The following is a 15741-nucleotide window of genomic DNA, read 5'->3' on the forward strand; positions in this document are numbered from 1 at the left end:
CAATGGCGAGGGCCCGGGCACGGATCACGGCGCTCCTCCTCGCACTCGGCGTACTCGCCGGTGCCACGATCGCCTGGCCGGTGGTCGGGGCCACACCGGCGTACGCCCGTACCCCTGTCACAGCCCAGGCCGTCCTGACGGCACAGGCGGCTGCCGACCTCTGCACCACGAAGGAGTGGCAGGCCGACTTCCGCGCCTGCGTCGCCAAGCTCAAGCAGGTCAGCGAGACGGAGGTGGACTGCCGTAAGCCGCCGGTGCCGTCGGCCCCGGACTCCGGCCTGGCCGGTTGGTTCGCCTCCCGCCCCGACTCGTCCAAGCTCCCCGGGCCGAAGGGCCTCTACAGCGACTACGGCTACGGCGGCTACAGCTTCAACACGTACGACGTGGAGGGGGGCTGCGCCTCCACCGTCCTGCATCCGGACTACAAGTTCACCACCACCGTCGCCAACGGGGAACTGATGATGGCCACCGCCGTGGTGGGTGCCTCGAACGCGCTCCGGGAACGCGCCTGGGATCCGCGGTCGATGTGGAACTGGGCCGACCCGCTGGTGGAGAAGGCGACCAAGGCCGTCTACCAGAAGGTGTTCAGCGTCTTCGGCATCGTGACGCTCTGTGTGGTGGGCCTCTACCTGCTCTGGCGCTCCCGCCAGTCGGACATGAGCAACGCGATGACCACCGCAGGCTGGGCGCTGCTGGTGATGGTCGCGGTGACCGCGCTGGCCGCCTGGCCGGTGAAGTCCGCCAACATCGCCGACGGCACCCTCATCACCTCACTGGGCGTCGTCCATGACGCAATCGGTCCGGCAGCACGCGACACACCGGCGGACCAGTGTGACGATCCGAATCCCGATGCGTGCAAGGACAGCCGCCCCCCGGCCGTTCGCGCCAGTGACACCGCCACCGAATCGATGTTGTACCGCAACTGGCTGCGCGGGGTCCTGGGCTCGGCGGACAGCGAGACGGCCAAGAAGTACGGGGCGGCCCTCTACGATGCGAAGTCGCTCTCGTGGGAGGAGGCCGAGAAGCTCCGGGAGAATCCCGCCACCCGCGACGCCACCATCAAGGCCAAGCAGCAGCAGTGGATGACGGTCGCCGAGCAGATCAAGACCGAGGATCCTGAGGCATACGAGTATCTCCAGGGCAGCCGGGACATGGACCGGATCGGTTCCGGGTTCATCGCGGTCCTGGCCGCGTTGCTCTTCGCCATGTTCGACCTCACCGCCTCGCTCCTAGTGCTGCTCGGGTTCATGATCTTTCGGTGGGCGGTCATCGCCGCTCCGATCCTGGGCACGATCGGCCTGCTCCGCCCGGCCAGCGCCGGGTTGCGGCGGCTGGCGAACGCCGTGGTCGCTGCCGTGTTCAACATCGCCATCTTCGGCACCGGAGCGGCTATCTACCTGTTCGCCGTCGACCTGATCATGAGCACTCCGACCCTGCCGGGCTGGCTCCAGGTGGTGCTGGTCTGGCTCTGCGGTGTGGTCGGTTGGTTGCTGCTCCGGCCCTATCGGAGGATCACCCAGCTCGGTGGCAAGGACAGCAGTGAGGCGGTCGGCTCGGCCGGGTCGTGGCACCGCCGGTTCTTCCGGGACATGCGCGTCGCCGCCCGACTCGACGTGGTCGAGCCGGGGGGTACGGCCGAGCCGAAGCTCACCCGGGGGCGCGGGGCCGCGCTGGAACCGGCCACGCTACGTCCTGAGGCCAGGCGGGAGGATCCGAGCCACTCGACGGTCAGCACGCCGGCGCAGCGCGAGCGCCCGGATGGACGCGAACGCGTCGACGAGACCGAGGCGAAGCCACCGGCGAGGGAGAGCAGCCGGCCCACGGCCGCACCCCGCCCCCGACGTCGTCCGACGGGCTGGACCGAGCCGGACGTGCCGGAGGAGGCCCCGTCCTTCGTGGTCTACCGACCCGACTCCGCCGCGCCGGCACCGACACCCGTGAAGCCCAGCCCCCGTATCCGCTCCGAGGCCAGGTGACGCGATGCGGCGAGCGGTCGAACTTCTCTTCACGCGGCTCATCCGGTCACGGATCGGCATCGCGCTCGTGATCGCCGTGCTGGTGCTCGGGGTGATCGGCACGGCCCGCCTGGTGTCCGGTCCCGACGACTTCGCAGCGGGACTCAGCAGCCGCCCACGGGAGCCAATCACCACCGTCGATCCAGAGGAGGGTGACGACGGCGTCATCGCCACCCCGGTCCCGGAGTCGCCGCGTACCCGGCCCGGCGAGTTGAGCCCCGAGCAGACGGCCACCCGGTTCACCACTGCCTGGCTGGGCGGGTCCACCACCACTGCGGAGCAGTGGCAGGCGGCTCTGCGGCCGATGTCGACGCCGGAGCTCACCGAGAAGTTGACCGGTGCCGACCCGGCCGGAGTGCCTGCCGTCAAGATCGCCGGCACCCCGACGCTGCGTCCCCGGACGGCGGTCTTCACGGAGGTACTGGTTCCGTTGGAGGGCGGACGGCTGCGGCTGGAACTGGTTGCCCCCGACGGCCGCTGGTTGGTGGATGCCGTGGACTGGGAGCGGGAATGACTGCCGAACTGTCACCGACCGGTGCCCCACGCCGCCGGGTCCGGGCGGGTGCCGTCGCCGCCGCGCTGACCGGCGTTTTCGCGTTGCTCTGCTGCGGTGGCGGCAGTGCCGCGTTCTTCCTGACCAATCTCGGCGGCGACCAGGAGACCCTGGTGTCGAACGAGCAGCAGTGCGATGACGAACACCGGGTCGACGTCACCGGCAAGATGCCCCGGATGTCCGCGTACGGGGCCAGCCAGATGCGTAATGCCGCAGTCATCATCAAGGTCGGTCAGGACATGAAGGTGCCACCCCGGGGCTGGGTGATCGCGGTGGCCACAGCGATGCAGGAGTCGGGGCTGCGCAACCTGTCCAACAGCACCGTCGCCGGTTCCCGCGGTATCCCGAACGAGGGTGTCGGCTCTGACCACGACTCTCTCGGTCTCTTCCAGCAGCGGGCCGGCTGGGGCAGCGTCACCCAACGGATGAGCCCCGACTATGCGGCCCGCAAGTTCTACGAGAAGCTGTTGAAGATCGACGGTTGGGAGCACATGCCCCTGACCCGGGCCGCGCAGAAGGTGCAGATCAGCGCCTATCCCGACGCGTACGCGAAGCACGAGGACGTCGCCAGTCAGATCGTCAACGCGCTCGCCGGCGGGGCTGCCCGCACGGTCCAGATCGCCGAGCAGGCGGTGTGCGACCGGGCCTCCGCCCGGACCATCGCCGCTTCCGGTTGGACCGCGCCGATCGACGGCGGGGTCGGCTCCGGCTTCCGTACGGCGAGCCGGCCGCGGCACAACGGTGTGGACATCGGTGCCCGCAAGCGAACCGAGATCCACGCCGCCGCCACCGGCCGGGTGCTGGTGGCCCGCTGCGATCCGGACCACCGTGGAAACCGCAACTGTGACGTCGACGGTTTCCCCGGCAAGGGGGGGTGCGGATGGTTCGTCGACATCCTGCACGCCGGCGGCTTCATCACCCGGTACTGCCACATGATCGAAAAGCCCCGGGTGGTCCCCGGGCAGCTCGTCAAGGCCGGGGAGGTGATCGGGCTGGTAGGGAGCAGTGGCAACTCCTCCGGCCCGCACCTGCACTTCGAGGTACACATCGACAGCAACCGCAGCTTCTCCGGCGGGATCAACCCGGTGCCGTTCATGCGGCAGCGCGGTGCACCGCTGAACGGTTCGGCATGAGGCCGTCGCCCCGATGAACGGACCACTGCCGGACCCGTTCGCCGGTCGGCCCGACTGGGCACCGCTTCCACCACGGCCGGTCGAGATCGTTCCCGCCACCGGCCGGGTCGAGCTGCGCGGCAGGCGGGTCCTCGTCGGCCTTCCCGGCCTCGGCTGGCGGGGAGACCTGCGCGCCGACGAGCGGGTGGTGCAGGGCAGCCGCACCTACGTGCCGGTCATCCCCGAGCACGAGTGGTACCGGGCGGAGGCCGACCAGGTGGAGGTCTTCGCCCCGCTCGTCCCCGTGGAGCGGGTCTGGGTGGAGACCCTGGGTGACCGGCCTGTACCCACCGGCCCGGTCCGCGAGCAGGGAATCCAGCTCGTGTCGCTGGACGGGCCGACGCACCGGGCACCCACCCCGGTCTTCGAGACCGACGCGGTCAGCGGAAGGCGGGTGGTCCACGTCGAGGACGCCGTCGAACACCGTGATCTACGCGCGGTGACCGAGTCCTACTCCGGTGCCGACGGTGACATCTGCGTCCGGGTCACGCCGGAACTGGAGTGGTACCGCTGGGCCTGGCGCGGACAGCCGCCCACCACCATGGAGATCCCCGTCCATCTGCTGTGGATCGAATAGCTGTCAGACAGCCTTACGTGCACCGCAGACACGCCAACCGTCACGAATGTCGATGACGTCGAAAGTCCAGTCCTCCCGACGGCTGCTGCGCTGCTGGCCGTTGGACGAACCGGAAATGGTCAAAGTTGTCGTCACGGACTCCCCCTGAGGCGTTTCCACCCTGGTCAACGGCCCCCAGCCAACTCGCACCACAACATTGAAGTTGCTTTCTCTTTGCCGCAGCTCCTCACGGAGAGCCGCTACTGCGCCAAGATCCGCATTATTGCAGACGAGAAGCCCGGCGCGGGTGTCGTTTTCGTTGACCAGGAACTCACGCAGATAGTTGTCGACGACGACGTCCGGGGCGCTGCGGTCCGGGGTGGCGGCCCGCTCGTACAGCACGTAGCCGGTGATCCCGCCGCCGACGCAGAGCAATGCCAGCACCCCGGCGACGACGGTGAGGACGGTCCGGAGGCGGCGGGGTGGACGCTGCTGCGGCACCGGCGGCGGCGCAGGGGGTGCCGAGTGCTCCGGTGGGGTCCGCTGCGCCGGGACTCGGGACACCTGGGAACCGGCGGGGGGCTGCACTGATTCCACCCCCTGAGGCTATCGGCTGAACGCTCCGTACCCAATGCCCCGGAAGCTGCGGATCGTGACAGGACGACCCCGGGAGGTGAGAGTTCGCCGCGATGTGCGACAAGCCCGGCGCACCGCCGCCGCGCTTCCCGGAGGAGCGGCCGGGGCTGGGATACGGTCTGCAGTCGGGGAGGCTTCCCGTCGCGAACAGCGGGGTGGACGCACCTCGGAAAGAGGGGTGGGCGCGGTGGCCGGTCCGAAGGCTCGCACGAACCGCGCCGCAGCCCTGCACCGTCGGGCCGCCGCGACCGTTGCCGCTGCCGCCACGGTCCTCGACGAGATCCGTCCGGCCCCCGCCGACCAGCGCCGCCAGTACGAGCTGGCGGACCGGCTGCGGATCGCCGCCGCCCGGCTCGCCCCGGGCTGGGCCGGGGACGCCCTGGAGGACCTGTCGGCGGACACCCCGTGTGGTGAGGTGCATCCGCCCTTCGTCCGGATCGGTACGGCAGCCCCGCTGGAGGATGCACGCTTCCCGGCGCTGGTGCCGCTGCTCGGCTCGGCGCACCTGACCCTCGACGTGGACGTGCGTGACACCCGGGTGGCGGGTCTCGTCCGGGCCGTGTTGCTGCGTCTGCTGGCGGCCACTCCGGCGGGTTGCCTGCTGGTCCGTGGCGTCGACGGCACCGGCACACCGGGCACCACAAGCACCGCCACACCGGGCACCGCCACACCGGGCACCGCCACACCGGGCACCGCCACGCCGGGCACCGCAAGCGTCGGCACCCGACCGGGCACCGGCACCGTCGACACCACCATCCGCCCGGCCAGCACCAGCACCGGCCCAGGCATCGGAAAGGCCGGCGCTGGACAAGCTGGACGATCCGGCACCTCAGGAGCCGCTTCCCGGAGCGCCACCGTCACCGACGACGCGAGCATCGCGTCGCGGAACAGCGGGACACCAGACATCCGGGACGGGGCCGTCTTCGCCCCGTTCACCGCGCTCGCCGACGCGGGTCTGTTCCCGCCTGCGGCGACGGACGTGGCCGGTCTGCGGGCGGTGCTCGCCGAGGCCGAGCAGTGGGTCTCCCCCGGGGCCGGACGGCCTCGTCGGCACGACCGGACCCTGCTGTTGGTGATCGCCGGGCTGCCCGGGCCGACCGGGCCGAGTGACCTGGAGCGGATCGTGGCGCTCGCCGAGCGGGGCCGGGGTGCCGGTCTGCACCTGGTGGTCGCCGGCTGGCCGGCGGCCCGGCCACCGTTGCCGCAGGCCACCCCGGTACGGCTGCGCACCTCGTACGCGTTGCTGGGTGATCCGCCGGGGAGCCCGTTCAGTGGGCCGGGCACCGACGCGCCGGGGGGCCTGAACTGTCCCGTCCTCGTCGACGAGGACCCGGGTCCGGAGCTGATCGGGGCCGTCTGCCGTCGGCTGGCCGACCAGGTGGAGGCGGGTTCCCGGCTGGGTCTCGCCGAGCTGCTACCGCCCGCGGACGCACCGCTCTGGGCGTCCTCCTCGGTCGACGGCCTGTCCACCACGGTGGGCGATGCCGGCGGCCGGCCGGTCACCGTGGGTTTCACCGAGTTGACCCCGCACTGGCTGGTCAGTGGCCGGTCGGACGCGGACCGGTCGGCCTTCCTGACCAACACCCTGCTCGGCCTGACCGCCCGCTACGGCCCGGACGAGTTGGCCCTGTACCTGGTTGACCTGGGTGCCGGGGAGTCGTTCGTGGAGTTCCTCCAGACCCAGCGGGACAGGTCGTGGGTGCCGCAGGTCCGCGCGGCGGGGATGGCCGCCGACCCGGAGTACGTGCGGGACCTCTTCGACCAGTTGGCGGCGGAGATCCACCGCCGGGAGGAGGCGGCGGCGCGGGCCGGCGGTCAGCGTTTCGCCGAGTTGCGTGACCATCAGGTGCTGCCGCGCGTCGTCTGCGTCATCGACAATTTTCCACTGCTGCTAGCGGATCGGGAACCGGTGGCCGCCGAGGTGCTGGCCCGGTTGGACGGGCTGGCCCGGTCGGGGCGCGGGTACGGCGTGCACCTGGTTCTGGCCGGCTCGGGTGATCTGGGTGTCGGCGCGGGACCGGCCCCCCGGGACTCGGTGCTGGGGCAGTTCCCGGTGCGGGTGGCGCTCGCCGGTGGCAGTGCGGTGCTGATGCCGACCAACGACGCCGCCGCCGGTCTGGCGGTGGGCAGTGCCGTGGTCAACACCGCCGGTGGCCTGGGTGGCCCACGCGGCGCGACGCGCGGGCACGAGCGGCTGGTCCGCTTCCCCGACCCGCACGACGCACCGGAGGTGGTCGAGGAGTTGCGGCGCCGGTTGTTCGCCGCACGGCCGGAGGATGCCGTACCGCCTGTGGTGTTCGCGGGCTGGGCCCGGCCGTTGCTGGGCAACGATCCCCGGATGCGCGCCGCCGTGGCCGGTCGGTCCGGGGCCCCGGCGGCGCTGCTGGGCCGTGCGGTGGACGTGGCCCGGACGACGGTGGCGGTGCCGTTGGGTCCGGTGGCCGGCCGCAACCTGGCCGTCCTCGGGCCGGGCCCGGCGGCGGCGACGCTGCTGGCGACGGCCGCGCGCAGTACCGCCGCCCATCACCCGCCGGGCGGCGCCGAGTTCGTGATCGCCCCGCTGGCCGAGGGCTCCGCGCAGCTGGCCGCCGCGCTCGCCGCCGAGTTGAGCGAGCGCCATCGGGTGTCGGTGGTGGACGGGCCGGGTCTGCTGACCGTGCCGACGGGTACCGACCCGACCTACCTGGTGGTGTTCGGGGTGGACACGCCCCCGGCGGCGGAGCTGCCGGCGGACCGGCTGCGTGTGCTGCTCCGGGATGGCCCGCCTGCGGGCCGGCACCTGCTGGGCTGGTGGCGGACGGTTCCGCCGTTCGCCGGGCTGGTGGAGCCGGACGGCGAGGTGGGAAAGCTCGCCGCGGTGGCCGCCGTCGACGTGCCGGGTGCGCAGCTCGCCCCGCTCTTCGGGCATCCGGTGCAGTGGCGTCCCCGGCCGGCCCGGGTGGTCCTCTGGGACAACGCCGACGACCGGGGCCGGGTCCTGGTGCCGTTCGCCGACGGGACGGATCTCCGTGACCGACCATCACCAGGCCCGGAGCTGACCACCCACGAGGAGGGCCAGCCGTGACCGACCACCACGAGGCCCGCCACGGCCACCCACGAGGGGACCACCGGTGACCTACCACACAGAGGTCTCATGTCCGTCGGCGCGAGGACCACGGGTGGCGGACTGCCCGGGGCGAGTTGGCATGGCCGACCGCCAGGGGCGGCGTACGGGACCGACCGTCAGGAGGAGCGCAGGTGACCGACCGCGAGGGGGACCGGACGTGACCGGCCGCGAGGAGCGTCGGGGGTGAGCATCGACGACGCCGTGACGGTGGCCCCGGTCCGGCAGCGGACCGGGGGCGAGCCGGCCCCGTCGGTGGCCGCCGCCTGGACCGACTACCTGGCCGCCGCCCGTCAGCTCGACGGGGTACGCCGGGGCGCGGCGACGGCCGCCGCCGCGCAGGCCCGGGCGGTGGAGGCGGCCCGCGCCGAGTTGGCCGAGGTGCGTGCCCGGTTGACGCCGCAGCAGGCCCGGCTGCGCGAGCTGGGCGTACCGGCGATCTCGTTGACCCCGACGCCACCGGAACTGGGCGAGGCGACCCGGGCGATGGCGGGTGGTCCGGCGGCGGTGCTGGCCGGCCTGAAGACGGCGCAGGGCTGGGCGGAGGGTGCCGACGCGGCGCTGGCGGCGCGTGGTTCGCTGCGGCCGGCGGCCTGGCCGCCCCGGTTGCGCAACCTGCTGGTGTACGGCCCGCTGGCGCTGGTCGTGCCGCTGGTGCAGTTGGTGCTCCTGGTGGCCCTCGGCACCGGGCCGGTGGTCGTGGCGGCGCTGCTGGTGGGCCTGCCGATGCCGGCGGCGGCGTTCGCGGCCGGCTGGGTTGGGGTGGCCCGGCTGTTCCCGCCCGGGCCGGACGGCCGGTGGGACCGTACTCCCCGGCTGGGGTTGCTGACCTGCCTGGTGCCGGCGGTGGTGACCTCCGCCGGGATCATGCTGGCGCTACTGGCCGGCTGACCCGCGCCGCCCACGCCCCGGGGCTCAGCGGCTCAGCGGCTCAGCGGCTCAGCGGCTCAGCGGCTCAGCGGCTCAGCGGGGGATGATCAGCGACATCGCCTCGGCGCGGGACTTCGCGTCGTGCTGGAGCACGCCCCGGACCGCCGAGGTGATGGTCTTGGCCCCGCTCTTCTGGATGCCGCGCATGGCCATGCACATGTGCTCGCAGTCCAGTATCACGATGACGCCACGCGGTTGCAGCTTGCTCATCAGCAGGTCGGCGATCTGCGAGGTGAGCCGCTCCTGCACCTGCGGCCGGCGGGCGAAGACCTCGACCAGCCGGGCCAGCTTGGACAGGCCGGTGATCCGGCCGTCGGGGCCGGGGATGTAGCCGATGTGCGCGCTGCCCCGGAACGGCAGCAGGTGGTGTTCGCAGAGGCTCATCACGTCGATGTCCCGGACGAGCACCAACTCCTCGTGGTTGGCCTCGAAGGTGGTGCTGAGCACCTGGGACGGGTCGACCCGCAGGCCGGCGAAGAGTTCGGCGTACGCGCGGGCCACCCGGGCCGGGGTCTGCTGGAGGCCGTCCCGGTCGGGGTCCTCGCCGACGGCGATGAGGATCTCGCGGACCGCCTTCTCGATCCGGCCGAGGTCCATGGTGTCCTCGATCGGGCGACCGCTGAGCTTGCCACTGATCAACCGGGCGGCGACGTAGTCCAACGTCTCGTCACCCGGCTCGGTGGACGAGGCGGCCAGCCCCGGGTTGTCGGGGCTGGCCGCGGCGTCGGTGTTCAGTGCAGACCGTCCGAGTTGTTCGTGGCCCCGCCGACGGAGATGCCGTCGGCCGTGGCCTGCGCCTTGAGCTTCTCCTTTTCGGCCGGGGTGAGGACCGGCGGCTCGGTGGAGGGCAGGCGCTTGCCGAAGCCGTTGTACGGGGCCATCGGCGGGCGCTTCACCACCCGGGAGCAGATCCGGGCCATGTCGGCGGTGGAGAGGGTCTCCTTCTCCATCAGCTCCAGGACCATGTTGTCCAGGACGTCCCGGTATTCCACCAGGATCTCCCAGGCCTCGTCGTGGGCCAGCTCGATCAGGGCCCGCATCTCGCCGTCGATCTCGGCGGCGACCGAGTCGGAGTAGTCCCGCTCGTGGCCCATGTTGCGGCCGAGGAACGGCTCGTCCCCGCTGGTGCCGTACTTGATCGCGCCGAGCTTGGAGCTCATGCCGTACTGCGTGATCATCGCGCGGGCCAACTGGGTGGCCTTCTCGATGTCGTTGCCGGCCCCGGTGGTGGGCTCGTGGAAGACGAGTTCCTCGGCGGCCCGGCCACCCAGGGCGTACGCCAGGGTGTCGATCATCTCGGCCCGGGTCTGGGTGTACTTGTCCTCGGTCGGCAGGACCAGGGTGTGCCCCAGCGAGCGCCCCCGGGACAGGATCGTCACCTTGTGCACCGGCGCGGCGTGCGGCAGCGCCCAGGCGACCAGCGCGTGCCCACCCTCGTGGTACGCGGTGATCTTCTTCTCCTGGTCGCTCATCACCCGGGTCCGGCGCTGCGGCCCGGCGATCACCCGGTCGATCGACTCCTCCAGCGAGTCGTTGGTGATCGCCCGCTGTTCCTTGCGGGCGGTGAGCAGCGCCGACTCGTTGATCACGTTGGCCAGGTCGGCACCGGAGAAGCCGGGGGTACGCCGGGCGACCGCGTCGAGGTCGACGTCGGGCGTGAACGGCTTGCCCTTGGCGTGCACCCGCAGGATCGCCTTGCGGCCCTCCATGTCGGGGGCGTCGACCGGGATCTGCCTGTCGAACCGGCCCGGGCGCAGCAGCGCCGGGTCGAGGATGTCCGGCCGGTTGGTGGCGGCGATCAGGATGACCCCGCCCTTGGTGTCGAAGCCGTCCATCTCGACGAGCAGCTGGTTGAGGGTCTGCTCCCGCTCGTCGTGGCCGCCGCCCATGCCGGCGCCACGGTGCCGGCCGACGGCGTCGATCTCGTCGACGAAGACGATCGCCGGGGCGTTCGCCTTGGCCTGCTCGAAGAGGTCCCGGACCCGGCTCGCGCCGACACCGACGAACATCTCGACGAAGTCGGAGCCGGAGATCGAGTAGAACGGCACCCCGGCCTCGCCGGCGACGGCGCGGGCCAGCAGCGTCTTACCGGTACCGGGCGGACCGAAGAGCAGTACGCCCTTCGGGATCTTGGCACCCAGGGCCTGGTACTTCGCCGGGTTCTGGAGGAAGTCCTTGATCTCGTGGAGTTCCTCGACCGCCTCCTCGGCCCCGGCGACGTCCGCGAAGGTCGTCTTCGGGGTGTCCTTGGTGATCATCTTCGCCTTGGACTTGCCGAAGTTGAGCACCCGGGAGCCGCCGCCCTGCATCTGCGACATGAAGAACAGCAGCAGGAGCACGAGCAGCGCGATGGGCAGCAGGTTGACCAGCAGGCTCACCCAGATGCTGTCGGACGACACCTTGGCGTCCGCCGGGCCGGTGACCCGGTTGGCCGCCTTGGCCTCCAGCACCTCGTTCCAGACCTGCTCGCCGGCCTGGTAGGGGAACTGGGCCTCGATCCGGTCGGTCGTGGTGTCGCCGAACTTGGTCTTCTCGGCCAGGTTGAGCTGGAGCGTCTGCTCCTTGTCCTGGAAGACGACCTTGTTGATCTTGGCGGTGTGCAGTTGGTCGAGCGCAACGGAAGTGTCCACGCGGTGGTAGCTGGGACCAGCGGTGAACAGCTGACTGAGCACAACGGCGCCGAGGATGACCAGGATGATCCAGACCACCGGTCGGCGGAAGAAACGCGTACGTTCCATGCTGTTGTCGAGCGCCGAGGCGCCCGCATCCTCCTGATCGACGTCCTGACCGTCTGAATGGTGTCGCCGCCTGGGGCGGCGTCGAGCCGCCGTGCGGGCCGGCCTCGACCCCGAGGCGCGCGAACTGCCGCACCGCGGTCATTCGACGGTACACCGTGCACGCGAGGAGCGAGCTTGCGAGCCCCGCAGTCGGGCACATTCATAGCCCTTCTGCACGCGAGGAGCGAGCTTGCGAGCCCTGCAGTTACGCGTACGGCGAACCGGGGTTTCAGCCGGCGTGACGGGGAACGTGCGCACCGGCGCCGTCGACCGCCCGGTCACGCGGGTCGGGGTGCCGGACGCGGAGCTGCCCCCACGCCACCAGCCCCTACCGTAGTCGGATTGCCTGGGAGCCCGCTGAACGTCCGCTCGATGACGACCGATACGGGCGGACCTCAGGCGCGGGCGTAGACCTCGGGCTTGAGTACGCCAACGTAGGGCAGCTCGCGGTAGCGCTCGCCGAAGTCGAGGCCGTAGCCGACCACGAACTCGGTGGGGATGTCGAAGCCGACGTACTTGACAGGCACCGTGACCTTCACCGCGTCGGGCTTGCGGAACAGGGCCACCACCTCGACGCTGGCGGCCGACCGGGATTCCAGGTACCGCAGCAGCCAGGACAGGGTCAGGCCGGAGTCGACGATGTCCTCGACCACCACCACGTGCCGGCCGGCGATGTCCCGGTCGAGGTCCTTGAGGATGCGCACCACGCCGGAGGAGGTGGTGCCCTGGCCGTACGAGGAGATGGCCATAAAGTCCAGCTCGACGGGCGGACCCTGCCGGCCCAGCGCGCGGGCGAAGTCGGCCATGAACATGACCGCGCCCTTGAGGACGCAGACGAGCAGCAGTCCGTCGGTGACCCCGGCGTAGTCCGCCGAGACCTGCTTGGCCAGCTCCGCCGTCTTCTCGCGGATCTGCGCCTCGGAGATGATCACGTGATCGATGTCGGCGTCGTACCAGGAGCCGTCAGCCATGCTCCTAGCCTGCCGTACGCCGGAGGACCCGCGTCGGCGGGGCCGCCCCTTTTGGCGCGGTCCCGCCCCGAGTTTTCCGGCACAACGGAATCAATCACCTCAGCAGGTACGGGATCGCCAGCGGCGGCCCTCCTCGGTGGGCTTCCAGTCGGCCGAGTCGCGGGTGTCGGCGGTCAGGCCGAACGCCGAGGCGGCGGTCAACGCGGCGAGGAAGAGCAGGAACAACACGAACTGCATGGCGGCGCTCGCTTTCTTGCGATCTGAGTGGTTTTCGCCGCCGGTGCGCACCGGACTCATCCCAGTTTCCGCCAGCGGTCCGGGCCGGGACAGTGGCAGTCATGCCAGGTACCCTCGATTTCCTGCCACGTTTCCGGTTACCCTCGTCACATGATTCGATCGGTGGCCGTCATCGCGTTGGACCAGGTGGCCGTCTTCGAGCTGGGCGTGCTCACCGAGGTGTTCGGCACCGACCGCACCGACGACGACTTCCCCGGCTACCGGTTCACCGTCTGCACCGCCGACGGCGACCCGGTCCGTACCGCCTCCGGGTTCGGCCTCACGCCGCACGCCGACCTCGCCCCGGTCGACGACGCCGACCTGGTCGCCGTGCCCGCGTACACCCAGGGGGGTGAGGTGCCCGAGGCGGTGCTGGCCGCGCTGCGCCGCGCCGCCGACCGGGGGGCGTACGTGTTCAGCGTCTGCTCGGCGGCGTTCGTGCTCGGCGCGGCCGGCCTGCTCGACGGCCGGGAGTGCACCACCCACTGGAAGTACGCCGACGAGCTGCAACGCCGGCACCCGTCGGCCCGGGTCCGGTGCAACAGCCTCTACGTGGCCGACGGGCCGGTGCTGACCAGCGCCGGCACCGCCGCCGGCATCGACGCCTGCCTGCACCTGGTACGCCAGGAACACGGCTCGGTCACCGCCACCCGGCTGGCCCGCCGCATGGTGGTCCCCCCGCACCGCGACGGCGGCCAGTCCCAGTACGTCGAGGCGCCGATCCCGGCCACCCCCGACGCGCCCACCCTCGAACCGGTGCTGAGCTGGCTGGTGGGGCACCTGGACCGGCCGACCACGGTGGACGAGCTGGCCGCCCGCGCCGGCATGTCACCGCGGACCTTCGCCCGCCGGTTCCGGGCCGAGACCGGCACCACCCCGCACGACTGGCTGACCAACCAGCGGGTGCTGCTGGCCCGCCGGCTGCTGGAGGAGACCCGGCTGAGCGTGGAGAGCGTCGCCGGCCGCTCGGGTTTCCCCGACGCCGCCGCCCTGCGCCACCACTTCGCCCGCCGGGTCGGCACCACCCCGCAGGGCTACCGCACCACCTTCCGCGACCGGGTTCCCACCGCCTGAGCCCGCCACCGACCGGGGGAGCGCTGGCCGGACGCGCCGAGGATCAGTAGCCCAGCGCCGCGCCGTCGACCCGGGGCTCCGCGCCGACCACCCAGCCGCCGGCCGGGGCACGCCACAGCGCCTGGCCGTACCCGAAGACGGACGGCTCGTCGGCGACGGTGACCTCGTGGCCCCGGGCGCGCAGCCCCGCGACTAGGCCGGGCTCGGCCGCCAGGGCCGGCTCGACCAGCAGGGTCCGGCCGGCGTGCCAGTACCAGCGGGGGGCGTCGAGGGCGGCCTGCGGGTCACGGCCGTCGTCGACGGTCGCGGTGACCAACTGGACGTGCCCCTGCGGCTGCATGTGCCCGCCCATCACCCCGAACGGCCCGACCGGGGCGCCGTCGCGGGTCAGGAAAGCCGGGATGATCGTGTGGAAGGGCCGCTTGGCCGGCCCCACCACGTTGGGGTGTCCCGGGTCGAGCCGGAAACCGGTGCCCCGGTTCTGCAGGGCGAAGCCGTGGCCGGGCAGCACCACCCGGGAGCCGAACCCCAGGTAGGTGGACTGGATCAGGCTGACCATCAGGCCGTCGGCGTCGGCCGTGCAGAGGTAGACGGTGCCGCCCCGCCCGGGCGTGCCGGCCACCGGGTCGCCGGCCCGGTCGGTGAGCAGCGCCCGCCGCGCCGCCAGGTAGCCCGGGTCGAGCAGGCCGGCCGTCGGCACGTCGGCGCGTTCCGGATCGGCCACGTGGGCGTGCGCGTCGGCGAAACCGAGCTTGACCGCCTCCACCTGCCGGTGCACCCGGTCCACCGGGTCGGCGACCGGGTCGAGGCCGTCGAGGACGCCCAGCGCCTGCAGCGCGGCCAGCCCCTGCCCCGGCGGCGGCAGCTCCCACACCTCGTGCCCCCGGTAGCGGACGCTGACCGGGTCGACCCAGGTCGAGGTGTGCCCGGCCAGGTCGGCGGCGGTGAGGAAGCCACCGGTACGGGCGGCGTGCCGGTCCAGCACCGCCGCGATCGTGCCCCGGTAGAAGTCCTCCGCGCCGGTGGCGGCGATCAGCCGTAGCGTCCGGGCCGCCTCCGGGTTGCGCCAGCGTTCGCCGGCCCGGGGCGCCCGGCCGGCCACCGTGAAGACCCTGTCGAACTCGGTGAACTCGGCACCCGTCGGCACCGGCTGCGCCAGCGCCCGGGCCCAGGTGGCGGCGGTGCCTGTGGAGACGGGATGGCCGTGTTCGGCGTACCCGACCGCGTCGGTGAAGAGTTCGGCGAAGGGCAGCACGCCGAACCTGTCGTGCAGGTCCCGCCAGCCGGCCGGAGCGCCGGGCACCGTCACCGGCAGCCAGCCCCGAACGGGCATCGCCGGCCCGGACGCCTGCGCGCCGCCCAGCGCCGCCACCGGTTCCGCCGGCAGTCCGCCCGTGGCGGCCAGCACCACCTCCCGGGTCAGCCCGGCCGGTGACCGCCCGGCGGCGGCGAGACCGTGCAGCCGGTCGCCGTCCCAGACGATGGCGAACAGGTCGCCGCCGATGTCGTTGGACGGTGGTTGCACCACGGTCAACGTGATCGCGGTGGCCAGCGCCGCGTCGACGGCGTTACCGCCGCGCCGCAGCACGGCCAGGCCCGCCGCCGCCGCGAGCGGATGGCTCGTCGAGACGGCACCGTGCGGGGCGAACAGGGCACTGCGGGGGTACGCCATCAGCCC

13 protein-coding genes are annotated in these 15741 nt (G+C 72.2%); 7 read left to right on the forward strand and 6 right to left on the reverse strand.

Features of this window, described 5'->3' with window-relative positions; translation table 11 throughout:
* Positions 1-2 precede the first annotated feature (2 nt).
* Genes Q2K16_RS17930 through Q2K16_RS17945 form a run of 4 tightly spaced genes read left to right on the forward strand, consistent with a single transcriptional unit; the run spans position 3 to position 4317 of the window.
* Positions 3-1976 carry an MFS transporter gene (locus tag Q2K16_RS17930; protein ID WP_302738738.1) on the forward strand — a complete coding sequence of 658 codons (1974 nt, stop codon included), beginning with the start codon at positions 3-5 and terminating at the stop codon, positions 1974-1976.
* A 4-nt stretch (positions 1977-1980) separates the two neighbouring features.
* The gene (locus tag Q2K16_RS17935; RefSeq protein WP_302738739.1) at positions 1981-2529 is read left to right on the forward strand and encodes a hypothetical protein; all 549 of its coding nucleotides are present in this window, start codon (positions 1981-1983) and stop codon (positions 2527-2529) included.
* The gene (locus Q2K16_RS17940; RefSeq protein ID WP_302738740.1) at positions 2526-3701 is read left to right on the forward strand and encodes a M23 family metallopeptidase; all 1176 of its coding nucleotides are present in this window, start codon (positions 2526-2528) and stop codon (positions 3699-3701) included. Before Q2K16_RS17935 ends, Q2K16_RS17940 begins: the two co-directional genes overlap by 4 nt.
* Before the next feature lie 13 nt (positions 3702-3714).
* On the forward strand, positions 3715-4317 hold the full coding sequence (locus tag Q2K16_RS17945; protein WP_302738741.1) for a hypothetical protein: 603 nt from the start codon (positions 3715-3717) through the stop codon (positions 4315-4317).
* 3 nt (positions 4318-4320) lie between these two features.
* Here Q2K16_RS17945 and Q2K16_RS17950 read toward each other — a convergent pair whose 3' ends face one another.
* Positions 4321-4884, reverse strand: a complete 564-nt coding sequence (locus tag Q2K16_RS17950) for a hypothetical protein (protein ID WP_302746521.1) — start codon at positions 4882-4884, stop codon at positions 4321-4323.
* A gap of 226 nt (positions 4885-5110) precedes the next feature.
* Here Q2K16_RS17950 and Q2K16_RS17955 point away from each other — a divergent pair, with 226 nt between their 5' ends.
* Positions 5111-7996 carry an FtsK/SpoIIIE domain-containing protein gene (locus tag Q2K16_RS17955; protein ID WP_302738742.1) on the forward strand — a complete coding sequence of 962 codons (2886 nt, stop codon included), beginning with the start codon at positions 5111-5113 and terminating at the stop codon, positions 7994-7996.
* A 243-nt stretch (positions 7997-8239) separates the two neighbouring features.
* On the forward strand, positions 8240-8926 hold the full coding sequence (locus Q2K16_RS17960) for a hypothetical protein (RefSeq protein WP_302746522.1): 687 nt from the start codon (positions 8240-8242) through the stop codon (positions 8924-8926).
* A gap of 72 nt (positions 8927-8998) precedes the next feature.
* Here Q2K16_RS17960 and folE read toward each other — a convergent pair whose 3' ends face one another.
* From folE to Q2K16_RS17980, 4 genes are all read right to left on the reverse strand, one after another.
* On the reverse strand, positions 8999-9661 hold the full coding sequence (gene folE / locus Q2K16_RS17965; protein WP_302746523.1) for a GTP cyclohydrolase I FolE: 663 nt from the start codon (positions 9659-9661) through the stop codon (positions 8999-9001).
* 35 nt (positions 9662-9696) lie between these two features.
* Positions 9697-11703, reverse strand: a complete 2007-nt coding sequence (gene ftsH / locus Q2K16_RS17970; protein WP_145922108.1) for an ATP-dependent zinc metalloprotease FtsH — start codon at positions 11701-11703, stop codon at positions 9697-9699.
* Between the two features lie 434 nt (positions 11704-12137).
* Positions 12138-12713 (reverse strand): hypoxanthine phosphoribosyltransferase, encoded by a 576-nt coding sequence (hpt, locus tag Q2K16_RS17975; protein WP_067302270.1) that lies wholly within the window; start codon positions 12711-12713, stop codon positions 12138-12140.
* 99 nt (positions 12714-12812) lie between these two features.
* The gene (locus Q2K16_RS17980; RefSeq protein ID WP_168222574.1) at positions 12813-12950 is read right to left on the reverse strand and encodes a hypothetical protein; all 138 of its coding nucleotides are present in this window, start codon (positions 12948-12950) and stop codon (positions 12813-12815) included.
* Positions 12951-13100: 150 nt separating this feature from the next.
* On the opposite strand from Q2K16_RS17980, the gene Q2K16_RS17985 reads away from it, so the two are divergent.
* The gene (locus Q2K16_RS17985; protein WP_204927076.1) at positions 13101-14063 is read left to right on the forward strand and encodes a GlxA family transcriptional regulator; all 963 of its coding nucleotides are present in this window, start codon (positions 13101-13103) and stop codon (positions 14061-14063) included.
* A 43-nt stretch (positions 14064-14106) separates the two neighbouring features.
* Here Q2K16_RS17985 and Q2K16_RS17990 read toward each other — a convergent pair whose 3' ends face one another.
* On the reverse strand, positions 14107-15735 hold the full coding sequence (locus Q2K16_RS17990; protein WP_302738743.1) for a gamma-glutamyltransferase family protein: 1629 nt from the start codon (positions 15733-15735) through the stop codon (positions 14107-14109).
* Positions 15736-15741 lie beyond the last annotated feature (6 nt).

The sequence above is a fragment of the Micromonospora cynarisoli genome (assembly GCF_030518815.1).
GTDB lineage: Bacteria > Actinomycetota > Actinomycetes > Mycobacteriales > Micromonosporaceae > Micromonospora > Micromonospora wenchangensis.